Origin of the sequence: Bartonella sp. MR30HLJHH (assembly GCF_042194195.1) — a bacterium.
GTDB lineage: Bacteria > Pseudomonadota > Alphaproteobacteria > Rhizobiales > Rhizobiaceae > Bartonella > Bartonella grahamii.
In genome coordinates this window covers 201,558-224,810 of record NZ_JBHIMO010000002.1, presented here as the reverse complement: position 1 = coordinate 224,810, position 23,253 = coordinate 201,558, and the positions used below count along the sequence as shown (strand labels likewise).

At 40.3% G+C, this 23,253-nt stretch carries 22 protein-coding genes, 1 tRNA gene and 2 pseudogenes; 6 read left to right on the top strand and 19 right to left on the bottom strand.

Annotation, left to right across the window (positions count from 1 at the left end; all coding sequences use genetic code 11):
• Positions 1 to 203: 203 nt before the first annotated feature.
• A complete protein-coding gene (locus ACFIKR_RS02305; protein ID WP_375658705.1) occupies positions 204 to 809 on the top strand; it encodes a 5-formyltetrahydrofolate cyclo-ligase in 606 nt (201 codons plus the stop codon).
• Positions 810 to 827: 18 nt separating this feature from the next.
• Positions 828 to 1,649 (top strand): TIGR00282 family metallophosphoesterase, encoded by an 822-nt coding sequence (locus ACFIKR_RS02300; protein WP_375644521.1) that lies wholly within the window; start codon positions 828 to 830, stop codon positions 1,647 to 1,649.
• A 367-nt stretch (positions 1,650 to 2,016) separates the two neighbouring features.
• Here the strand turns inward: ACFIKR_RS02300 and ACFIKR_RS02295 are convergent, their stop codons facing one another.
• From ACFIKR_RS02295 to ACFIKR_RS02265, 8 genes and pseudogenes are all read right to left on the bottom strand, one after another.
• A complete protein-coding gene (locus ACFIKR_RS02295) occupies positions 2,017 to 2,481 on the bottom strand; it encodes a helix-turn-helix domain-containing protein (protein ID WP_375658666.1) in 465 nt (154 codons plus the stop codon).
• 172 nt (positions 2,482 to 2,653) lie between these two features.
• Positions 2,654 to 3,010, bottom strand: coding sequence for a helix-turn-helix domain-containing protein (locus tag ACFIKR_RS02290; RefSeq protein WP_375658665.1), 357 nt, complete (start codon positions 3,008 to 3,010; stop codon positions 2,654 to 2,656).
• Between the two features lie 277 nt (positions 3,011 to 3,287).
• Positions 3,288 to 3,680, bottom strand: a complete 393-nt coding sequence (locus ACFIKR_RS02285) for a helix-turn-helix domain-containing protein (protein ID WP_375658664.1) — start codon at positions 3,678 to 3,680, stop codon at positions 3,288 to 3,290.
• 840 nt (positions 3,681 to 4,520) lie between these two features.
• Positions 4,521 to 6,430: pseudogene (gene traG, locus ACFIKR_RS02280) on the bottom strand (Ti-type conjugative transfer system protein TraG).
• Positions 6,431 to 7,876: 1,446 nt separating this feature from the next.
• Complete coding sequence (locus ACFIKR_RS02275; RefSeq protein ID WP_375635614.1) at positions 7,877 to 8,143, bottom strand: hypothetical protein; 267 nt, start codon at positions 8,141 to 8,143, stop codon at positions 7,877 to 7,879.
• A gap of 163 nt (positions 8,144 to 8,306) precedes the next feature.
• Positions 8,307 to 8,503: pseudogene (locus tag ACFIKR_RS09655) on the bottom strand (UDP-N-acetylglucosamine 1-carboxyvinyltransferase); the annotation flags it as partial.
• Between the two features lie 192 nt (positions 8,504 to 8,695).
• Complete coding sequence (gene murA, locus ACFIKR_RS02270) at positions 8,696 to 9,991, bottom strand: UDP-N-acetylglucosamine 1-carboxyvinyltransferase (RefSeq protein ID WP_375655699.1); 1,296 nt, start codon at positions 9,989 to 9,991, stop codon at positions 8,696 to 8,698.
• A 176-nt stretch (positions 9,992 to 10,167) separates the two neighbouring features.
• Positions 10,168 to 10,320, bottom strand: coding sequence for a hypothetical protein (locus ACFIKR_RS02265; protein WP_375658663.1), 153 nt, complete (start codon positions 10,318 to 10,320; stop codon positions 10,168 to 10,170).
• A gap of 177 nt (positions 10,321 to 10,497) precedes the next feature.
• Here ACFIKR_RS02265 and ACFIKR_RS02260 point away from each other — a divergent pair.
• Positions 10,498 to 10,572 (top strand) — tRNA-Thr (locus ACFIKR_RS02260).
• Positions 10,573 to 11,176: 604 nt separating this feature from the next.
• Here ACFIKR_RS02260 and ACFIKR_RS02255 read toward each other — a convergent pair.
• The 4 genes from ACFIKR_RS02255 to ACFIKR_RS02240 form a co-directional block, all read right to left on the bottom strand.
• Positions 11,177 to 11,920, bottom strand: a complete 744-nt coding sequence (locus tag ACFIKR_RS02255) for a YqaJ viral recombinase family protein (protein WP_375647299.1) — start codon at positions 11,918 to 11,920, stop codon at positions 11,177 to 11,179.
• Between the two features lie 416 nt (positions 11,921 to 12,336).
• Positions 12,337 to 12,525 (bottom strand): hypothetical protein, encoded by a 189-nt coding sequence (locus ACFIKR_RS02250; protein ID WP_375658662.1) that lies wholly within the window; start codon positions 12,523 to 12,525, stop codon positions 12,337 to 12,339.
• Positions 12,526 to 12,527: 2 nt separating this feature from the next.
• Complete coding sequence (locus ACFIKR_RS02245) at positions 12,528 to 12,917, bottom strand: hypothetical protein (RefSeq protein ID WP_375658661.1); 390 nt, start codon at positions 12,915 to 12,917, stop codon at positions 12,528 to 12,530.
• A gap of 312 nt (positions 12,918 to 13,229) precedes the next feature.
• A complete protein-coding gene (locus ACFIKR_RS02240; protein WP_015857134.1) occupies positions 13,230 to 13,547 on the bottom strand; it encodes a transcriptional regulator in 318 nt (105 codons plus the stop codon).
• Positions 13,548 to 13,962: 415 nt separating this feature from the next.
• Here ACFIKR_RS02240 and ACFIKR_RS02235 point away from each other — a divergent pair, with 415 nt between their 5' ends.
• A complete protein-coding gene (locus ACFIKR_RS02235; RefSeq protein ID WP_375658660.1) occupies positions 13,963 to 15,033 on the top strand; it encodes a DUF1376 domain-containing protein in 1,071 nt (356 codons plus the stop codon).
• A gap of 96 nt (positions 15,034 to 15,129) precedes the next feature.
• Here ACFIKR_RS02235 and ACFIKR_RS02230 read toward each other — a convergent pair whose 3' ends face one another.
• On the bottom strand, positions 15,130 to 15,357 hold the full coding sequence (locus ACFIKR_RS02230) for a hypothetical protein (RefSeq protein WP_375658659.1): 228 nt from the start codon (positions 15,355 to 15,357) through the stop codon (positions 15,130 to 15,132).
• A gap of 354 nt (positions 15,358 to 15,711) precedes the next feature.
• Here ACFIKR_RS02230 and ACFIKR_RS02225 point away from each other — a divergent pair, with 354 nt between their 5' ends.
• Entirely contained in the window at positions 15,712 to 17,589 is a 1,878-nt protein-coding gene (locus ACFIKR_RS02225; protein WP_375658658.1) for a toprim domain-containing protein, read from the top strand.
• Here ACFIKR_RS02225 and ACFIKR_RS02220 read toward each other — a convergent pair.
• From ACFIKR_RS02220 to ACFIKR_RS02195, 6 genes are read right to left on the bottom strand one after another with little or no spacing between them, the layout of a single operon-like run.
• Complete coding sequence (locus ACFIKR_RS02220) at positions 17,580 to 18,140, bottom strand: hypothetical protein (RefSeq protein WP_375658657.1); 561 nt, start codon at positions 18,138 to 18,140, stop codon at positions 17,580 to 17,582. The genes ACFIKR_RS02225 and ACFIKR_RS02220 overlap by 10 nt on opposite strands.
• 58 nt (positions 18,141 to 18,198) lie before the next feature.
• Complete coding sequence (locus tag ACFIKR_RS02215; protein WP_375658656.1) at positions 18,199 to 18,882, bottom strand: hypothetical protein; 684 nt, start codon at positions 18,880 to 18,882, stop codon at positions 18,199 to 18,201.
• Between the two features lie 10 nt (positions 18,883 to 18,892).
• Positions 18,893 to 19,156: a hypothetical protein gene (locus tag ACFIKR_RS02210; protein ID WP_375658655.1), complete on the bottom strand. Its 264-nt coding sequence runs from the start codon at positions 19,154 to 19,156 to the stop codon at positions 18,893 to 18,895.
• A gap of 58 nt (positions 19,157 to 19,214) precedes the next feature.
• Positions 19,215 to 19,538: a hypothetical protein gene (locus tag ACFIKR_RS02205; protein ID WP_375658654.1), complete on the bottom strand. Its 324-nt coding sequence runs from the start codon at positions 19,536 to 19,538 to the stop codon at positions 19,215 to 19,217.
• A 56-nt stretch (positions 19,539 to 19,594) separates the two neighbouring features.
• A complete protein-coding gene (locus tag ACFIKR_RS02200; RefSeq protein WP_375658653.1) occupies positions 19,595 to 19,855 on the bottom strand; it encodes a hypothetical protein in 261 nt (86 codons plus the stop codon).
• Between the two features lie 15 nt (positions 19,856 to 19,870).
• Complete coding sequence (locus ACFIKR_RS02195; protein ID WP_375658652.1) at positions 19,871 to 20,287, bottom strand: hypothetical protein; 417 nt, start codon at positions 20,285 to 20,287, stop codon at positions 19,871 to 19,873.
• 239 nt (positions 20,288 to 20,526) lie between these two features.
• Between ACFIKR_RS02195 and ACFIKR_RS02190 the strand changes: the two genes are divergently transcribed.
• Positions 20,527 to 21,096, top strand: coding sequence for a hypothetical protein (locus ACFIKR_RS02190; protein ID WP_375635598.1), 570 nt, complete (start codon positions 20,527 to 20,529; stop codon positions 21,094 to 21,096).
• Positions 21,097 to 23,253: the final 2,157 nt, after the last annotated feature.

Sequence of the window (23,253 nt, the reverse complement as noted above, 5' to 3'; positions counted from 1 at the left end):
AAAAATAATCCTCTCTGTGAATCTGCTTCATCCCTTGGCACGCAAGCAACGCAAGAGCGGCTTGTCGCACCAAGATCCCCCCTAAAGAGCACACACTTTTTTCATGCTTTTTTTTCATGAGCAGAGCTCTTGTCCTAACAGAGATTTACAAAACGCCAACAATAGATAAAATACCAGCATCTTATAAAGCAACTGGCGAGACAATGATACAAAATCCCCTCTGTGAATCTGCTTCATCCCTTCGTACACAGCAGCGCAAAAGCGGTTTATCGCGTCGTGATGCTCTTTTAATAGAAGAGCGCGCACTCTTTTCTCAGCATGCTTGTTGCCACTTTATTGAATACCTTGAAAAAAAGGGGACAGATTTTTCACGCCTCATTTTGGCAGGCTATTGGCCCATTAAATCGGAAATTGACCCACGTCCTTTACTGGATGCTGTAGCGTTACGCGGTGGGCATTTAGCCTTACCAGCAGTACTTGATTCCACCACCATGATTTTTCGTGCATTTTCGCCCAGCACGATTTTAGAGCCCATGCGCTTTGGCACCTTTGGTCCCAGTGCCGACAATGGTGTTGTTGTCCCCAATAATATTATTGTTCCGCTTTCTGCGTTTGATCATCAATGTCACCGTCTTGGCTATGGAGGAGGATATTATGACCGCGCGGTTCAAGCTCTTGAAAAACAAGGGCATCAAATGACATTATGGGGCATAGGATTTTCATGTCAGGAGGTTTCCTCTATTCCCGCAGCAGAACATGATCTACAGGTACAGGGAATTTTTACAGAAAAAGGTTTCTTAAAATGTTAAAATGTGATTAAAGCGTCTATGCGTTTTTTATTTTTAGGTGACATTGTTGGTAACACAGGCTGTAAAGCTGTTTTTGAACACCTTCCTCAACTGATTAAGAAGTGGCAGCTTGATTTTGTTGTGGTAAATGGTGAGAATGCCTCTGGTGGTTTTGGTCTCACACAAGAAACGTATCAAGATCTTTTGATAGCCGGTGTTGATGTTGTCACCACGGGCAATCATGCTTTTTCTCACAAAGAAGCATTGCAGTATGCCCATGAGAGCGATCGTTTTTTACGCCCTGCTAATTTTTCGAAAGAAACTCCCGGAAGAGGTGTTGGTATTTTTACGGCAAAAAATGGAGCCCGTGTTCTTGTCGCCAATCTGTTGGGCAGCGTTTTTATGCCGTGCAAAGTAGAAGATCCATTTGAAACAGCGGAAAATATTCTTTTAGCCTGTTCATTGATGGAGCAAGCCGATACGGTTATTTTTGACTTTCACGCAGAAACGACAAGCGAGAAGCAATGTTTTGGCCATTTTCTTGATGGTCGTGTGAGTGTTATCGTTGGCACACATACGCATATTCCCACGGCTGACGCGCAGATCTTAGAAGGTGGGAGCGCCTATTTAACAGATGCAGGTATGTGTGGAGATTATAATTCATCTCTTGGAATGGATAAAGAAGAACCTTTACACCGTTTTCTTTATAAGACGAAGCAAGATCGTTTTGAACCGGCGTGTGGTCCTGCCACCCTTTGTGGTTTAGCGGTTGAGATTTCAGATCGCACAGGTTTAGCAGAAAAGGTCTCGGCGGTACGGATTGGTCCTCATTTAAAGCCTGAAGTTCCAGATTTTTGGTAGCTTCTTTTAAGCCGCCCCTTTGATGATTACTCTCCACTGTGCGCCCTTTGGTGATCGCTCTCCAATGTTTCCTTTTGAGAACTCTATTTGGCAAGATGATTTTTCCAGCCCTTCCCAAATCCTAAAGACACCCCGCCCTCCAATTTGCCTAATACAGCAACTTTTCTAGCACAAATAAGTCACTCTTTTTAAAAAAAATAAAGGATAAAGGATAAAATTTTCGTGATTTTTAAAACGATGAGAAGGAGGTTTTATTTCGACATTTCTGCGGGGGGGGGGGGAGGAGAAATGTTAACCCCCTTCTCTAAAAAAAGCTCTATATAATAATTTATTATTTAGCAAGAGCCTCTTTAATTTTTTTTTGATTCTAACGAAAATTTAATCTTAAAATTGCTTTCTGCTTTTTAGATTTGAGCTCTCTAAAACTTTTCAAAAGGACTTGCTCTTCTTTGCTCGAGATCCTTTCATCATAAGGATACAAGACGTCTTCTTTTGTTGAGAGATCAGCGTAAAAAAAGGAAATGGGAACATTGAGAATATCAGCAATTTCTTGTAAACGCCCCGCCCCTATACGATTAGAGCCTTTTTCATATTTTTGGATTTGTTGAAAAGTCACACCTAACTGACTGCCTAATTGCTTTTGCGACATTCCGATCATTGTTCTTTTAAAGCGAATTTTTCTGCCTATCGAAATATCGTTAAAGTGTGGATTTTTAGCTTTCACTTCAAGCTCCCCTACCGGTTGCGAGCGCCTCTTATGCGTATTCCGGGAGTCAAAAACACTGAGTTCAGTCAGCTTTTTTGCTTTTAGTGCGCAGACGCACTTGGACATGGCAAAAACTCCCGGAATCTCGCGATACTTATAAAGCAGGCTAATGTCTCAGCTTGAATTCTCAGGCTTTAGGTTCCACCATTCAACCACACTGTACGACGAGAACCCTCGTTCTTGTTCATAAAATAATTTCAGGAGACCAGCAATAAAAATTAAAACAGTGTTTCTTATCTCATGAGACAATCAAACACAAAATTGCTTTCTGCTTTTTAGGTTTGAGCTCTCTAAAACTTTTCAAAAGGACTTGCTCTTCTTTACTTCCGATCCTTTCATCACAGGGATACAAGACATTGTCTTTTGTTGAGAGATCAGCGTAAAAAAAGGAAATGGGAACATTGAGAATATCAGCAATTTCTTGTAAACGCCCTGCGCCTATACGATTAGAGCCTTTTTCATATTTTTGGATTTGTTGAAAAGTCACACCTAACTGGCTGCCTAATTGCTTTTGCGACATTCCAAGCATTGTTCTTTTAAAGCGAATTTTTCTGCCTATCGAAATGTCATTAAAGTGTGGATTTTTAGCTTTCACTTCAAGCTCCCCTCCGGTTGCGAGCGCCCTCGCATAAGTATTCCGGGAGTTGAAAGAGCTGAAACTTGACTCAGCCTTTTGCTTTTAGTGCGCAGACGCACCTGGACATAACAAAAGCTCCCGGAAATCCGGGATATCCATAAAGCTGGATAAATACGTGTCTCAAGTTTCGGGTCTTTCATTCCCTGTTGATCGCTGCGTAGACGACCAAAACATTCGCTTACAATAAAGTAATTTCAGGAAATTAGCAATAAAATTTAAAACAGTGTTTCTTATCTCATGAGACAATCAAACACAAAATTGCTTTCTGCTTTTTAGATTTGAGCTCTCTAAAACTTTTCAAAAGGACTTGCTCTTCTTTGCTCGAGATCCTTTCATCATAAGGATACAAGACGTCTTCTTTTGTTGAGAGATCAGCGTAAAAAAAGGAAATGGGAACATTGAGAATATCAGCAATTTCTTGTAAACGCCCCGCCCCTATACGATTAGAGCCTTTTTCATATTTTTGGATTTGTTGAAAAGTCACACCTAACTGGCTGCCTAATTTCTTTTGCGACATTCCCAGCATTGTTCTTTTAAAGCAAATTTTTCTGCCTATCGAAATGTCGTTAAAGTGTGGATTTTTAGCTTTCACTTCAAGCTCCCCTGCCGAGTGCGAGCGCCCTCGCATTGGTATTCCGGGAGTCTGAAAGTACTGAGTTCGAATCAGCTTTTTTTGCTTTTAGTGCTGAGCGCACCTGGACATGGCAAAAACTCCCGGAATCCCGGGAAACCCACAAGAGTAGGTTCATTTTTACGCTCGGATTTTAGGGGTTTTTGAATCCCTCTTGGCCGTTGCGTATACGACCAAAATTACAGTGTTATTTATAAGGTAATTTCAGGAAATTAGCAATAAAATTTAAAAACAGTCTTTATTTGTATTTTTTATAAGAGGCACCCCACCCTCTTTTTTGATTAAATTATATACGAACGAAATGAGCGCTATTTATTGAAATAAGTATAAGATCATAATCAAGAGAAGCTAGACGTATTAGCTAGACGTAGTAAAAACCTTTCATAGGCATCATTAGCAAACAAGCAAAGAAATATCATGATGATACCACCAATGACCATTGCTGTTTGGTGTTCATAGGGTGCAACTCTCGCTGTGTATCCCCAAAAAAGAAAAAATAGGAATAAAACCAAGCCACCAGCAAAGAAGTTTAAGAAGGCAAAAACTGGTTTACGAATAAATAATAGAATAAGGAAGATTGCGTAAAGCAACTTTTTAACTATCACAGCCAATATTCTACGTATTATCTTGAACACCCCACACATTATAATTGATAAGATACTCTTTTTATGTCTTGATTTTTTTGGTGTTTGTCTTCTTAGCAGAAAGATCGCTCATGACTCCCCCATTTTCAAGCCACTATATTATAAAATATGTACTATAAAAATGATTTATCTCTAATTATATCATCCAAAAATACAACAATACTTTATTCATTTTAACTAAAAAACAAGTGCTTTATTGAGAAGAAAAGCTATTTTCATTAGCAAGAGCTGTTAAATCCTTACGTCTAAAATAGATAGAGCGTCCACAACGGATAGGGAGCTCTCCTTGCACGAGAATAATCTGTTCGTCTTTTCGCATTTCTTGTGTTATTTCATGTGGATATATTAAGGGTCTTTGTCGCAAACTTAAATGCTCTGTTCCTTCTATACCTGATGTTCCCAGAGTTATGCTTGAATCTTTCACTTCAATGGTCATTTGACCACATGCCTTAGATATATTTTCAGCAGTTTTAATATCTTTTATTGCGGCATAGCTTACAAAAGCACAATTTTCAAACCATGTCATAACGCCTAACGAACCGAAATAGCGTTCTATTTGCTCTACAGACTCGTAAAAAAGCATGAGAGATATGCCATATTTGCGTCCATGATCACGTGCTTCTTCTAAAATGTTCATATATCTTAAAAGATCAGCATTATCTAAAATAAAGAGCGCTCTTTTTGCATAATTACCATTAGCAGCTTCCATAGCTCTGAGAAAAGAGCCAACAAGGACACGCCCAACACCTGGATAAGATTTTAAAATTTTTGAGGGGATATTTAAAAAAATATCGATATCTCCTTTTGTTATATCATTAGTTTTAAAGTTATAACCACTGATAAGATCTGCATAATTAGAGAGGGAAAGCCATTGTATATCTTTTGCAACAGTAGAATAGACATCTGAGAAAGTTTGTTCAATCATGTTTGTAAACACCCCAAGAGTTTCACGAATAAATTGGGATGGAGAATTTGATCGTATAGATTGCAATTTTCCAATCACGGATGGTTCTGGCATTGACATGATCGTATGAAGGGTTTTTAAGTTTTTTTCCTGTAATGTGTATTCATCAGAAAAGACCACATGCGCAAGTATTCCTGTTAACAAATTATGTGCCTGTGATACAAAGAATTGGTCTGTCGAAGTTGATTTGTCGTTTTCAGAAAGAAGGAGTCTAGCAACTTCAACCACACCCGCTTCTCTTTCATAAAGGGGGAGATTTTCATCTAACAGCCAATCTAAAGGATTAAAAGTTTCTGTTGAAGAACTATGGGGGTCAAGAACGTATACTTTTTTTTAAAATCCTCCCTTGCGTCTTTAACTATTGGAGCGATTTCAGTTGAAGGGTCAAAAACGATCAGTGGACCGGAATATTTGAGACAAGTTGGAATAACATTACTGGTTGTTTTATAACCACCAGAACCAGCAAAAAATAACATATGGGTTGAATCAAAATCCAGTTTATATGTCAACAATGGCTGGCGACCACCTTTTCCCCATGTTGTTTTGTCTTTAGGATTAAAAGGGACATCTTTAACAATATCTTTGTCGACTCTATAGCGCTCTCCTATGACGACTTCACCATCACGAGGAAAAATCTCTTCAATCTTTTTCATACTCATCCATTGAACACCACCAAAGATCGTATTTTTTGAAATTTTCAAAGGTGAAGCTTTAGGTAATGATAGTTTTATCGTGTAACCAAGGATAACAATGCCAATAATAACACCCCCTAAAACCATCCTATCAAAGAAAGGAAAAACATCCGCCCATGTCATATTATCTTGACCTACATAGGGACTAAGTCTGATATATTCATTTGCACTATAATAAGTTGCAAACAAACCAAAGATGATCATGGACGAAATAATGATATTTTTTCTGGTATGCCTTTTTTGTAATAAGATGAATGAAGAACATGAAAGTGCAATAAGGATTAAAATATCCAGTGGCTTTGATCTTACAAACCAATAAGCATCAGGCGTCGTTCCATTTTCTGTAATGTTATTGATGGTTATATTGACCAAAAAAGCTACAATGATTGAAAAGATGAGTGGCAATGCTAAAAATATAATCTGTTTTTTGTCTAATTTATTGACCATTTTCCCCCCTGCATACCAGAAAAAGCTTCTCTTCCTATTTTTTCGAAATTTTTGAATTTTTATCAAGTTTTGAAACGTAAAGCAAACCATCTTAAGATGAAAGACTTATCTGCCTCTCTAAGACGGGCTTTTATAAAAAGCTCCCCTAAACTAATTTTTTCAAAGTTTCTTTGATGCTTCACGCGCTATTTAAATTTCTTACTTAACTCTTTTACGACACTGTATACGCTTCTTAACAGAAAAAAAACCAATAACAATACGCATTAGTGTTCACTGAAAAAAAGCGCGGTTTATCATATTTTTCCGTAAAACATTATTGTTTAGAGCCGTGATATAAGGCATGTAAAACTTTCCATATTAAGTGTTTTTTTAGAGTGTGTAATAAATGGGCATGGCTTGCCCCGTAGAGCCTTTTTAAAGTGAACCACATGAATGGGGTCAGGAGTAAGTCACCCCCCCGCCAACAGAAGCCGGACTGTTTACAGAGCAGCCCTTAAGTCAGGAATATGCATCCTTTAGAGTGGGAGGAAAACAAAGAAGGATAAGGTAGCATAACAAAAAAACTGGAGTTCCATTGCTACATTTTTAAAATTTACAACCGTTTACAAAAGTACAAAAAGTAAATGAACAATATTTAGATACGATAAAACAAAAAAATGATTTTATGACACGTCAACGCGTCATAGTGTAGAATCGACACAGGATAGTGAACGTAAACGGCGTAGTTTAAAAACAGCACAATTAACACTTGCACTTGAACCAATAGTAAGAGGTCGTTTTTAGTCTTTAGCTGATAAACTTAATGAAAATGATGGGGATTTTTCATCGTCTTATTGAAGTCTACATAAATAATAATCACACAGAAGATACATAATAAATATTTAATAAAGCAGCTGAACAATATTCCACAACCAACTTTATTAAGCAAAAGTTGATCACAATTCACTACGTGTCATACTGGACAACTCTCGTTATGAAAAGTTATATTTTATGAGCTTACTTACTCGTATAGGTTGGTGACTACAGCGCTATAGAGGAAAGCGTTCCCCCAGAAGGATAACACACGAACGGATTTACACTGTGATGCGTTGAATTTTTGCGCCACAACGGACTAATTTTTCCTCCAACCTCTCAAATCCACGATCAAGATGATAAACACGATTGACGATTGTTTCTCCCTTTGCTGCCAATGTAACAAGATAAGAGGGCTGCAATCACAAGAGAAACAAAAAGCGCGCAAATCCGTCGCCATGATGAGGCCCCCCTTGCAAATTCTCTGTTTTATGAGATGCGTTGCTCTCTAATCCATAGCGCTTTATCGGCGCCCCATTAACAATGCCATCCTCAGCTTTTAAAGAATGAAGATACTTTTTTGTTATGATTGTCTTTTATAGGTTTTCCATATTCGTTTTTTCATCAATTAAAGAGATTACATTGCCCTTTTCATCAGTACCCGTGCCCAAGAGTTCTACTAAACTTCCGTGGATTGCGAGATTCTAAAGGATTACACTCCGGATTCTTGTCATGTACTATACACCATTCTATATAAGCAGGGTCATTCTGAAAATCTTCTGAGGCACCATAAAGAACTTTTTTTTCAAGTTGATTTACACCAGACTTTTTCCATGTACCTGCAATGGTTTGAGGCAATTGAGCTTGATAACATCCAATCATAATCAATAAAGCACTCAATAATTTAAAAGTCTGCTTCATTTCATTTTCCTTGAATAATTATAAATACTATAAAATACATAGATTATTTTATTATCATATTCTTATATTAAAAAACAATAAATATTGTGAACGTTTACTATCATTTTGAATTATTTTCTTTGGCAATAATAATACAAATAACACAAATACAAAAGAAACAAAAAGCGCGCAAATCCATCGCCATGATGAGTCCCCCCCTTGCAAATTCTCTGTTCCATGAGATGCGTTGCCCTCTCGCCCATCAAGCTTTCTAGACGCCCTCAAACGATTGAGTTCTTGAACATGCATAAAACGATTTTTGAAAATCTCGTCTCTGTAATATGCGCGGTCTCTTCAACCCCGTGTTATGAGCGCCATAAACGACATTTAGACAATGATACAAATCTTTTTTTGTTTTATGAGCTCCACCCCCGCCTCTCAAACACTTATGCCCGCTCGTAAAAATACAAAAACCATGAGATAAACCCCACGTTTATTGAGAGGATTAACAAACCTTGTTTTCTGAGATTAAGCCCCCCGAAGAGAGAGATTAAAGAATACACTCAAAGGGAATTACACTGTGATACGTTGGATTTTTGCACCACAACGGACTAATTTTTCCTCTAATCTCTCAAATCCACGATCAAGATGATAGACACGATTGACGATTGTTTCTCCCTTTGCTGCCAATGCTGCAATCACAAGAGAAACAGAAGCGCGCAAATCCGTCGCCATGACAGGAGCCCCTTGCAAATTCTCTGTTCCATAGACAGTTGCTGTCTGCCCATCAAGCTTTATCGAGGCCCCTAAACGATTGAGTTCTTGAACATGCATAAAACGATTTTCGAAAATCGTCTCTGTAATATGCGCAATTCCTTCAGCCCGTGTCATGAGCGCCATGAATTGCGCTTGGAGATCGGTTGGAAAAGCAGGATAAGGTCCTGTTTTAATATCAACAGGCATAATTTTTGTGTTCTTTGGATTTCGCTTAACATGAATTCCTTGAGGTTCTATTTGAATCTCGAGTCCTGTTTTTTGAAGCACCTTAAGCACTTTTGTAAGATGATTAGGATTTGCATTTTTAAGAAAGACATCGCCTCCTGTCATAGCAACAGCCATTGCATATGTCCCCGCTTCGATTCGATCAGCAATAACGCGTATTTTTGTTCCTTTAAGTTTTTTAACCCCTTCAATTGTAAGCGTTGTTGTTCCTTCACCAGTTATTTGAGCCCCCATAGCATTCAGGGTTCGAATAAGGTTTGCCACTTCTGGTTCACAAGCCGCATTCTCAAGAAAGGTTGTTCCCTCTGCCAATGTCGCCGCCATAAGCATTACATGGGTTCCACCAACTGTGACTTTAGGGAAACGATAGTGAGCACCTTTTAACCCCCTTGGTGCTTTTGCATGAACATATCCATTTTCGATCGTAATCTGTGCGCCTAAAGTTTTGAGTCCCTCAAGGATAAAATCGACAGGTCTTGTTCCGATAGCACATCCTCCAGGAAGCGACACATAAGCCTCTAAACATCGTGCAAGGAGAGGTCCGATAACCCAAAAGCTTGCGCGCATTTTTTTCACCAGTTCGTACGGCGCACGTGTTGTCGCTATTTTTTGCGCAGTAAAATGAATTGTTCTTGAATTCACACACTCATCGTTAAACTCTTGTCCATCAACAGCATACCCAACACCATGATTATTGAGAATACGAATAAGCAGCTCGACATCGGCCAGATGAGGAATATTTTCTAAAGTGAGCGTTTCTTCTGTCAAAAGCGCCGCAATCATAAGAGGCAATGCAGCGTTTTTTGCCCCTGATATAGGAATGGTTCCTTTAAGTTTTTTCCCCCCAACAATTTGAATAGAATCCATAGTGTTTTCCCTCTTTTCCTTTGTGCCTGCCCTTCCAAAGGTTTTTCCCCCTTCGGGAAGTTATGCTTTATTAATCGTTTTAGAACGCATTCTAAATATGAGAACAAATTATTGAGAAGTTTAGTTGCAAAGCTTCACTAAAAAACATTTTTTTGCACTTTAGGGCTTTTTGCATTTTAGAGCTCTGTTTGCGCTCTTTGTCGGCTTTGCTCTTTTCGACGTTTCAGGTTTTGACGCAATTGTTGCGCCAATCTTTCTTGACGCCGTTTTGCTTTTTCATGTTGATGATTCATTTCATTTTGTTTTTGTTTTTGATGCATTTGTGTCATTGCGCAACCTTTTAAACAGTGTTGAGCTTCTATCCAAGCAACTCATAACCTTAAATATTTAAGCATATAAGAAACATATGTCATGACATAAGATACGTTTTCTTGCAAGAATATACAAATGTTCTCTTGCCTATTTTCTGACAATATGGCACAAGACAGCGCAAAGATTGAAAAAGGGCTGCGGTAGCTCAGTGGTAGAGCACTCCCTTGGTAAGGGAGAGGTCGAGAGTTCAATCCTCTCTCGCAGCACCATTTTATTCTTCTTTTGTTTATTCTTCTCCTACCCCTCTCCTCTTTTCTACAAGCATCAATCACCTCCATTGAATCCTCCATCAACGAAAGTATCATGCGCAGCATTCTCTCCCCAGTGAGAAAGGCTCTTGCCTTATTTATTAGTGCCCCCCCTAACACTCAACATAAAAGCAGCTAAAACCCACGCCCCATACGTCTCCTGTCTCACTTCCCCAACACGCCTCCCACAGTTCCTCATGCATAGGCTCTTCATGCCTTCCTTTCCCTATACCGACTAAAACAGATAGCCCCCAAAAAACAAAAGCATAACGCGCACCATTGTCACTCCCATAAAAAAGCACTTGGCCCTTTCATGAGTAAAATAATACCTCCCCTCTAACACTCAACACAAAAGCTCCCAGCCCCCCCTTCTGTCCCAATACGTCTAAACAAACTTTAACGGTCTTAATTCCCCCTTCAAACATCTCCTTCCATTTCCCAACATGCTTTACGTATCACTCCAAATCCCCTGCGCTTCCTGTGCCCCCTACTTGCCGCTCTCCTCAAACACCCCTCTTGCTTTTCCCCCTCTGCTCTTTCCTTTTTATAAAACTTTTTTCCTCCTTCAATGCTGTACAGATCCCTTTCTTGCCCGCCTCATTCTTGTTTTGCCCACCAGCAGACGCTTTGCATTCGCTCCCCGCTCTCTGTTTTTCCTTTCCTTCAAAGCAATTTCTGTCCTTATACTAAAACCTGTCTCAACACACTTAATTTGCTGTACCATCTTCTCCAAAGCCTCATTAAAACGGCTAATTTCATTTTCAAGCTTGCAAATATACGCTTCATCACGATAAGCACGTTTAATCAAAGGTGGCATATCAGGCCAATAGAGCATTAAATCCACCCATTCGCGTTGAGAAATCCATAACCCTCCTTGACATTGTGCTTTATGTTCTGCTGGAAAAGTCTTTTGCATGAAATGAGGGATCAAAATTTCAGGTTTTTTTGTTTTTATTTCTAATAAGCCATTTTCTCCCACAAAAGCATCGGGAGAAAATCCTTGTCCGCGATCATCTGCCAAAACAAAGCCAATACATTCAGGTTCTGTATGCGTAAGTTTTGCATAGAGTTGTCGTGCGATTGGTTCTAATTCTGTTCCGCGTCGCTGAGAAACCGTTGTTCCTTCCTCAACGGTTTTTCCTGTAATTCTTTCTCCCGCCAATTTCATCATCACACTATGATATCGTGAAGTTTTTTGCCCCTGTTTTTTTTGTGCCATAACCATCTCAAACAAAGAAGCCGTAATCAAACCATTGCGTACTTTCTGCCATTCTTCCGTTCCCTGAATACAATCGATAATGATTGGCATAGTATTTCTCCCCTTCATCTTTAAAGTGTTTTTTGCAATATATCCTCTTTGAAACATTCACATTGTTTAAGCCTGTGTCCCTCACACGGACTAAAGGCGACAGCATCCTTCAATGCATCCCTCAAGTATTGTGCCCCTGAAAACACAAAAACTGCTGCCCCCCTCAACATCCCCCCGCAAATTTCTCAATCACCCCAATAAAAAACCCAACCGACAACTTTTCCCCTCGCAAAGCTCCCGCAATTTCTCATCCCCCGCAATTTCTCATACATAGGCTCTTTTCTTCATATCCCCTTTCCCATATCGGCTAAAAAATTTCCCCCAAGCCCCCCAAGAAGGAAAACATAACGCGCATCATGGTCACCGCAATAAAAAAGCACTTGGGCCCATCATTGCGGCTCCCTTTTTCAATCTAGCTATTGCACGACGGAAAAATCATGGCGGCAATATTCTTCCTCCAATTTTTTTACCATAGACTGAGCCACCTCTTGCGATATGAAAAGAATAGCGTTGTGTTTTTGTGGTTCGAGTCTGATTAAATTTCGCATATTTCCAGCATAATAAAGTGGAACCCCTTGATAAGAAGTCTTGAGATAACTTGGCATATTTACCACCAATAATCTGTCAAGACATCACATGGGCGTAAACGATGCTGTTTTTCATAAGAGCCATAGAGATTATCTTCATAATCGCAAGCGGCTCTTTCATTTAAACAAGCATGATAAGCTTCACTATTCAAAACGAAGGGCTGCAATGGCGTATTTTCTTCATTCACTTCATGATTTTCGACATAAAAGTCAGCGATTTGTTCGGTAACATCTTCAGCATGAGAAGTTGTCAGATCGAGTCGTAAAACTCTATAAACAGTTTCATATTCTTCAATCAGTTCGAGCACTTCTTCGATTTCATCGATTGGTCCTTCATAAGTATTAGGATTTTCCTCTTCGCATAAAATGATAATGATTTCATCCTCTTTAACGAATGGAATATTTTTCATGATTTCCCCCTTTAGATAGTTGATAAAGCATAGCCTTGTCTTGACAAGACTAAATATAGCGTTAGTCTTATCTCCTCTATAGGAGAGATGTCAACCATTTTATCCTTCATAAAAGATATATTTTAAATCTCTGCGGGGTTCAAATGACATATGTAAATAAAAATCTATTATTCTTTGTTCCTCTCATGTCCCTTTGTTGTTCTCTATTTGTTCTTACTCGATTGCAATTATAAACACACTGGAGAGATAAAATGAGTGATATAATATTAATAAAATACTGGAGTCGTCTTGATTCAAAAGCACAGAAGGAACTTATTTTGGAGCTTCGTCAACGGGTCGCCGCAAAAGAGTCAAAATCGCCTGTCTCTCTTGCGGAGAGAGTTTTGAAATAAGCTCTATAAATTCTTTATCTTCAGGGCTAGCCCCTTTACCGTAAAGAATATAATTCATACTGATATTAATTTCGTGACAAATTCGCGAAAGAGATTCGATGGTTGGTTCTTTTCCTTCAGAAAGAATAGAATGAAGGTATCCCGCACCTTTACCGGCAGAGAGGGAGATAGATCTTTTTGACCGCCCACTTTTTTCCAAAGCGATCCTTAATCTTTGACGCCAACCATCGATATTCATAATTTCACCATATAGCGCGTCTTTTACAAAAAACACGTCCTTTTTATAAAATTGGCTTGCATTATCCTCTAAAAAGGATAAAATTAAGGAAACAAATTTTACTTTTTAGGGGGAAGAATTTTTTATTTTTGGATCATAAAAACACTTTAACCACTCCAAAGGATATAAAAGCCACCTCCAAAAGTTGCTGCCCAAAAGCAGATATATTGAAAATGTGTGGTACTCTTTATTTTTTCCATCACCGCAATCTTAAATCGTAAGTTTGCATGCGCTTCAAGCACACCCAATCATTTATAAACGTCGTAAAGAAGCCTCTCGTCATCATCAAATAGAGCCAAACAAAACACAAACTGAATCCCTATTTGCGCTTTTATCGTCAATAAAAATGTTAAAAAAAAAGAAAGTAGATTGCAGTATGAAACACGCTAATCAACAAGAAACTCCTCATTATGAATCGTCTAGGCTTCCGTATGTTTGTTGGTATCAAAATGACTTTCTAGGAGGTGTTCGTGGGATGCGCGCACACGAGATTGGAATCTATACGATTCTTCTCAATGAAATGTATGCACGCGGTCGTCCTCTAGAAATATCGGAAGAACGTTTAGCGCGTCTTTGTGGTTGTGACAAGCGAACTTTTGTTAATGTTTTAGAAATGCTCATCCAAGAGGGTAAGATTTTAAATTTAGCCAATGGATTATGGAACAAGCGTTGCGAAAATGTTTTTCAAGAGCGTGAAAAATTGCTTGAACAAAAATCCTTTGCGGGTCGTTCTTCGGCAAAAAAGCGTAAAAAAATCAATGCTGAGATTCAACAACTGCTTAACGAGAGTACAAAAGATGCTGCACAAAGCTTAGAAGCTCAAAAGACAGAAGAAAAGAAAACACCTCACGGTGTTTTTGAAAAGAAAATTTTGTGTGATGAGATAGAACCTTGTTTTTCCTGCGAAGAAAACTTTGAACAAAGCGATCACCAGTCTCTCTCTTTAGCTCTTGATTCTGCTCTCCCTTCCCCTCCACAAGAAGAAGCGGAGCAAAAAAACGCCTCCCCCTCAAACGCTCCACAAGCCGATTTCGCCCCCGCCCCTATTGCGCAAATTGTCACGAGGGAAAAAACAAAATCCGCCACCAATCTCCCACCCAGCAATCTTCCTGTATCCATCCCGCCTTCTTCCAACAAAAAAAACACCGCCTCAGTTGCCAAAGGGCACCGTCTTCCTGAGCATTGGCAAGCAGACATCAAGGCAGCAGTTTCAGAAGGTTTGAGTGAAAGCCAAGCCCATTGGCAAGAAAAGAAGTTTCGCGACTATTGGCAAGCCAAAAGCGGTAAAGAAGCTCTCAAAGTAGACTGGCAAGCCACATGGCGCAACTGGTTTCGCCGTGAAATCGAACGGCTAGAACAGCAAAAACAGGGGAGCTCCTCATCTTTCATCTCTGAGAGCAACGACATGCTTTACCGCAGTTTGATCAATTATAGCGACAATTTTTGACATCACACGAACAACGTATTTTTCAAGCACGCGCGGGGACAAAAAATGTTTCAAAACCATAAAAATAATAACAAAAACAACAATGAAATAAGCTATTCATACAGCAAAACGAGCCAACACCACCCCTACTGCTCTCACCACAAAAGTGCTCGCCCTACACGCCTCATCTCTTGCACACAAAGGAACACAAACGCTCTCCAGCCTCTGTATATCCATCCCGCCTTCTTCCAACAAAAAACCCACTGCCTCAGTTGCCAAAGGACACCGTCTTCCATGCACTTGGAAAATAGTTATCAACGCAGCAGTTTCAGAAACTTTCAGCAAAGATCATACCCTTCAAACAACGCTCGTCAGCCTTTCAGCATCCACCTTCTCTTTCTCGAGCAACACCCTTCTTCCAATGACCGCCCTTGCCAAAAAGGGTACCGTCTTCCTGAGCATTAGCAAACAGACAGCAAGGCAGCAGTTTCAAAAGGTTTGAGTGAGAGCCAAGCCCATTGGCAAGAAAAGAAGTTTCGCGACTATTGGCAAAAAAAGAGCGACAAAGAAGCTCTCAAAGTAGACTGGCAAGCCCCATAGCACCACGGATTTCACTATCAGATCGAACGGCTAGAACAGCAAAAGAGAGTCCTCATCTCCTAAATCTTGAGAAAAACAGCAATAATATCACGAATGACCATGAGCACAATTTTTGAAATCAAACAAAAACTTATCTCACAAGCAGATAGAATAGTAGAAATGCTTCTTCCCCAAGGGCACAAACGAGGCAACAATTGGATTGTAGGCAACACACGTGGTGAAGCTGGTCAAAGTTTATCAATTTGCTTGAGTGGTAGTAAAGCAGGACTTTGGTATGATTTTGCAGAAGGCACTGGAGGAGATCTTTTAGACCTTTGGTGTGAAGTCAAAGGCATTAGCCTCTCTCAAGCATTAGAAGAAGCACGCGCAACTCTCAATCTGACACGCCCAAAACCCTTTATGGTCCCTCATCGTTCCTATCGCCGTCCACCGGTTCCTACAGGGCAGACCCCGCAGAATCTCGTAAAAAACTATCTCCACAAAGAACGCCACATTCCTCTAGAGATTATAAAGCGTTACCGCATAGGAGAAAATGGTGAAAAAATCATTTTCCCCTTTTATAAACCCGATGGCACCCTTGCTCTAGTCAAAGAACGGCTCGCGCAAGCAGGAGCAAAAAGCAAACCAACCGCCTCTCAATGTGAACCGATTTTGTTTGGTTGGCAAGCCCTTTGCCCCACGCAAAATACCCCCTCAACCAACCCCACCTCTACACATGCATCCCAGCATGTGCCCTTAATGGAGAGCGCGCCATTTCCCACACTTTCTTCAACAAACCGTATAATTGTTATCACTGAAGGAGAAATTGATGCACTTTCCTTAGCTGCCTATGGATATCCGGCGGTTTCTGTTCCCTTTGGGGGAGGAAGTGGAGGCAAACACAACTGGATTGAAAATGAATTTGATCATTTAGAATCTTTTGAAACGATTTTTTTAGCCACAGATATGGACCAGCCCGGAGAAGAAGCAGCCCTCGAGATTGCCAGCAGGCTTGGACGCCACCGTTGCTACCGTGTACGTTTACCCCTTAAAGATGCTAATGACTGTTTAACCGCAGGGATTGATAAAGCCACCATAAAAGCCGCCTTTTCCTCAGCACAAAGCTTTGCACCAGAAGGTTTACGGCGCGCCTCAGACTATAAAGATCAAGTGATTGGGCTTTTTTGGCCAGAGCCTGAAAAACATCTTGGTTATACGGTTCCCTATCCTAAACTGAAGGACAAATTGCATTTCCGCCCAGCAGAATTAACGCTTTGGAGTGGTGCCAGTGGTGCAGGAAAAAGCCAATTGTTATCAGACTGTATTCCCCATTGGATTGCGCAAAAAAGTCGCCTTTGCTTAGCCTCTCTAGAAATGAAAGGAGAACAATCTTTACGGCGCTTAACCAAACAAACAGGCGGCTTAGAAAAGCCTACAAAAGAGACGATTGAACGGATTCTTCATTTTTTAGACGATGGGCTTATTCTTTATGAACATGTTGGCAAATCAAGCGTTGACACCTTGCTTGATGTCTTTGACTATTGTCGTGCGCGCTATGGCTGCGATCAATTTATCATCGACAGTCTCATGCGGCTTGGCATTGCCTCTGATGATTATGCAAGACAAGAACAAGCCGTTTATAAAATGGTTGATTGGGCTGTTTTAAACAGTGTACACATTCATCTTGTAGCCCATGCCCGCAAAGGCGGTCTGGATAAAGATATCCCCAGCACAGAAGACATTAAAGGTGCCTCAGAAATTGGCGCCAATGCCTTTAATATCATCACCATTTGGCGCAATCGATCGTTAGAAGACAAAATCTTTGCCGCCTCTCTAGCACAAGAAAAAGCAGATTTAGCCAAACGCCCTGGCGTCATTATGAATATTGCCAAACAACGTTCTGGTGATTTTGAAGGCAAAATAGGGCTTTGGTTTGATCCCCAAACCTACCGCTATCGCTGTTCTTTTGAACAAACATTCCCTCGACGTTATCTGTAATGCTCCATAAACCCCACTCTCTTTAAAAACGCCTCCGCCTTCACACGCGCACGCCTTGCTCCCACAGAAACAACAGGAAGGATAAATCCACAAATGATAAAAAACACCCAATCCTTCGAGAACCAAAGCCAGCCCAACCCCATATTCTCTGCTCCCAAACGCAAACAAAAAAAGATCGCTCCAACAACGGCGCAAAACACCAGCCCCTTCAATAGCCACAAACAACGCGTCAGCACCCCATCTTGCCGCCCCCTCATATGCAAAATCAAGAACCACTCCAACACTACAGCAAACACGATCCCTATCAAGGACAGGAGTCCCCACGGTATATCCATACTCTCCATCCCCTCAAGAGCCAAAAAAAAGACGACTCCTAAAATACAGTAAAACAGCACTTCCTTCAAAAAGAGGGAAATACCACAAATACAATAAAACGCCGCCCGCCACCACGGAATATCGAAGCGCTTGGAAACTTTATAAGTACCAATAACGACAACAATAAAAAGGTAGGAAAACACCAACAACAGCAAAAAAAACAAATCGTTCGACATCACATACCCCTCACAGCAAGCACATTAAAGGTCACACCCATGGAGAAAAAAACACCACCTACCTCAAGAACCAAGCCCCTAGAACACGCGCACGCCTTACACCCTGATAAATCAAAGGAGAAAGAAATCCAAAAATGAATAAAAACACCCAATCCTTCGAGAACCAAAGCCAGCTCAACCCTAGATTCTCTGCTCCTTCACGAGTAAAAAAAAGGATTAGTGCCAAAATGCAGCAAAACAGCACAAAATTCAAAGAACGCAACAACCTCTGTAACACCGTATCACTTTGCTCGCGTATAAAGAACCCCAAGAGCACTTTCAACAATACAGTCAAGAGCAATCCCTTTAAGAATACCGCCCTTACGCTATCCATATCCCTGACGCCCACAGCAGCAAACCACAGGATAAAGCCCATCATGCAACAAAACATGACCGCCTTCAAGAACACTTGCCCCGCCACAGGCATACTCTTGACGCCCAGATGCACCAAACCAAGGACAGTTGCAAAAATGCAAGAAAACACCGCCCCCTTCAAGAACTGCTCCCCATCAACAGCGCGACTGCCCACGCCCACATAAATAAAACCAAGGTAGGTGGCAACAATGCCATAAAGCACCACCCACCTCCAAAACATCCACCCTGTAACAGAGCGACGCTTTGCTCCCTCATAAATAAAAATCAAGGCCAGAGCAAAAAAGCAGAAAAAAACCAACAACAGCCAAAACATCACATCGTTCGACATCAAATACCCCTCATAGAAAGAACATCAAAGACCATGCCCGTGGAGAAGAGAAATGCTCATTTTTTAAGCCCCCCAACAGTACACGCACACACCGTACCCCCTCCAGAGCAAAAAAAGGAACAAGTCCAATAGTGCCCGCAAACACCCCATTGTTCGAGATCACAAACCAGCGAACCCCCATATGCTTGGCGCCATTATGCGCCAATCCAACAACAGCTCCAACAACGCAGCAAAACGCCAGCCCCTTAAAAAACATGTCCCATGCAACCACCATACGCCCCGCTCCTTTATTAAGTAAAAATCAGAGACCATGCCAAAAATGCAGCAAAAGATCAATCCTTTACAAAGAATGAAAGCCTAAACCCAAAACGCTTTGCCCCTAGACAAATAAGACCAAGGACAAGACCAAAGACAACGCCAAAAAGAATGTAAAAAACCCACTTGTTTGAGAACCACAACCAAGCCAAACCAAAATGCTCAGCTTGCGCATAAACAAACTTAGAGGTCACGCCAACAAAGAATGCAAGCACCCCACCCTTAAAAAAGTCCTTCCTTGTAAACCCGAAAAACCTTATTCCCACATAAATAGAAATAAAGGCGAGAGCCAAAGGGCAGAAAAATACCAACCACTGCAAAAACATCAAATCGTTCGACATCAAAGACCCCTCACAGAAAGAACATCAAAGATCACGCCCATGGAGAAGAGAAATGCTCATTTTTTTAAGCCCCCCAACAGTACACGCACACACCGTATCCCCTCCAGAGCAAAAAAAGGAACAAGTCCAATAGTGCCCGCAAACACCCCATTGTTCGAGATCACAAACCAGCGAACCCCCATATGCTTGGCGCCATTATACGCCAATCCAACAACAGCTCCAACAACGCCGCAAAACGCCAGCCCCTTCAAAAACATGTCCCGCGCGACCACCATACGCCCCGCTCCTTCATAAGTAAAAATCGGAGACCATGCCAAAAATGCAGCAAAAGATCAATCCTTTTCAAAGAATGAAAGCCTAAACCCAAAACGCCTTGCCCCACGATAAATAAGCCCAAGGACAAGACCAAAGACAACGCCAAAAAGAATGTGAAAGACCCACTTGTTTGAGAACCACACCCAAGTCAAACCAAAATGCTCAGCTTGCGCATAAATAAAATCAATGACAGCAGCAAAAATGAAGCTCAACAACAACATCTTGAAGAAGAAACCCTGATTTACACCACGCCGCTGCATTACTTCATAACCCAACATAAGGAAAATGCCGGGAGTGCCATAAAATACCACAGCCCGTAAAAATACGCCCCACGTCATCCCCAACGCCTTCATTTCCATATAAACAGCCACAGAGACAACAACCACAATGCAGAAAAATACCACTCTTTTCAAAGACAAAGTACCGTGCAACATCACTCACCTCCCTCATCAAGCCATTCAAGGAAAATCCACCATGCAACAAAACACCCCTCTTTTCAAGAGTCAAATCCATGGGGCTCCCCCACACAAACGCAACAGTCCAAGTCACCCCCAAGAGCGCACAACCCTCACGCACACTCCAACACATGTCTTCCTCTAATCCCCCTGTTTTGCCTAGAGCAAGCAACATTTTTTAAAAACGAGAAGCAAACGATAATTTTTAAGGAGATGATATGACCCATCAAGAGAGAAAAAATACGCAAACCTGCCCGCTTGACCATCAAGATAAAGGAAGGCACATTGGTCATTTAAAGGCGCAAGAAATCCCTGTTGAAACGAGCAATCCTTATTTTCAATCCAATCATCCAGAAAACTCCAGCAATCCGCGTACCATCAATGCCATTGCCAATGCACAAAGCCATCCCATTGCACTTTTATATGCGAAAGGACATCTCAGCAAAGCCCAATATAAAGCGGCAGAACGTTTTTATTTTTACTGGCGTCAAAGTCAAGCCGATCTCCACATGAGCCTTGATTACACCCGTGAAAAGGTTTCCTGTAGCCAAGGATACACACACCCCATTGAACGTCAAATAGAAGCATCCAATCATTTAAAAACAATCAAAGTTCAACTGGGTATTCTTGGCTATTCACTGCTTGAACGCGTTATCGGCTATGGACAAGCAATCAAAGAATTAAGTTCTTCAAAACGCAAACAAAATTCCCTTGCCGATCATTTACGAGATTGTTTAGACTTGTTAGCATTTCATTGGGGATATGCAAACCATAAACATTCTGAATAATCCCCCTCCTCGCCATTCTAAGCTACCTCCCATGTTGCTGCCCCCTCTAAAGCCCCCCACACGGGATCAACCATCCAGAAGCTCCCCCCCACCTCTTCCATCCCCTCGCCCCCCAAAGAATGCAGCTTCATAAAACCCTTGTGCTCAAGATACACTCCACACCCTTAAAAACAAAAATCCTTCCCCCACACCAGTCCTGTAATCATGGGGTGCTTTTACGTTTATTCGTTTTTTATTGAAGAATACGTTTTGTTTAAGATGCTTGCATGCATCATAACAGCTTTAAATACAGTTTATTTAAATACAATTTAATTGTTTAATTAATGTCAAGTTTCAAAATAAATATTCAATTGAAAAAAGTATTCATTAATTTTTAATGCAAAATGACACAATCTTCTTTTTTGTAAAAAGTATTTTTTATATTGATATCTTTTCAATTCTCTGCTAATTGTAGCGTAATAGTTTTGTAAGTATGAATTTGTGGATTGAATACGGTCTTTTGAATTCATTTTTTTAACATGTCCTACTCGCCAATGTTGAAATTCTCCTGCTTTTAGTCCTCTGATTATAACAGGGGACTTTTTTTATGACTGTATTTTTTATAACTGTATTGTCTTAAATCACTCTCTTATGAGCTTTGTTATATTCCTCCATAAAATCTTCCCGCAAAATAGATCATTCTTTTGTCAAATTGGCTTGCGTTCCATCCTTAAAGAACAAAGCTTTTTAACCCAATCTGATCTACAAACAGCTTGGATAGACGTCACTCTTAATTTTCCATTCAGGGTTTTCAGCTAAACTCAAGGCGCGACAAAACAAGCTCTGCCCTAAAGGTTCACCACGCCCTTAAAAAAACACTTCAATATATCCAAGGCGGCTGGCTCTCATATCACCAAACCGCAAATGACAGTGTTTTACGACATAACAGAATGACTTATATTTAATGACTTTCTTTATCCTGTACCCCACCAAAAGGTTGATGTATCACGACAACATATTGATTTATAATTATAATCACCCGTTCTTCATATTAAAATAAGAGACCCGAATATCATAGGGGTTCTCTCATTTTAAATTTATTTCATGTTGCAAGAATCAACACCATGTCTTTTGCACATTACCAACATGAGAGACATATGAAATAAAACACTTCAAAGATAAAGAATCAAAATGCCTCTTATAAACACGCTCAAGCACTAAAGGCTGTCATCACATTAGGCACTAGAATAGTATGATAGTGCTGGCTTTCCCCTTATGAGCTTTTAAAGAAGGGCTTATCCACGTCACAAGAGATTTCTCCATTATCCCATTTACCAACATCCCCATTCACCAACATTATTGTGAGATAAGACAACATGATGTTTTTTAAACAAAGACATAAATGTGCAACACAAGTATATTCTGTTTGGAACATTCTGTTTTACGTAAGGCGCGTAAGACCCCATTAAAAACTGGCATCCCCATGAGAAAAAATCTAAAGCGTGAGGATAAAAACATAAAGCAAGCGTGATTCCATTCAGATATTGCTCTTTAACCGTCAAACCGCATAAAACATAGATCCGGAAAGACGGAGGGAAGCTTTATCCATAGCACTTCATATTCTTCTCAAATATGTTGATCTTCCTGCTTTAAAAGATAAGCTAAAAATATATACAACATCTCTCCTAACATCCCCCTCTTTCTAACACCCCTCAAGAATCAAACGTTATACAGCTCATTTTGTCATATTATAAAGCACTGTTATTTTAAGGCGGTGTTGAAACAGTTAAAATAATTGAAGTGTTTAGCCAACGCCATTAGCGAAGCAAAAAAACAAACTGTTGAAAAGCCGTGTAAATCTTGTGTAAACATAAAAAAAACAAGAAAAAGGCACAAAAATATCTTAATTTTTATAAAAATACTCAGCGTCTTTTACGATTGTATTGACAAACAACCCTTATCACATAATCATCTTAAATATTGAGAATAAAGAATGAATAGCCCTAACAAATACAGCAACCTATCAATAAAAATATAAAAAAATCTTTTGGCTATCCCTGTTTTTTACGGAATAGGCCTTTCCCTATGGATACTGCTCACTCTCATGAAGCAGCATCCAAACTGTAGAGGATGCACTCCAGCCCTCAAAAGAGTGCATCCTTCCCCTCAACGGGATAC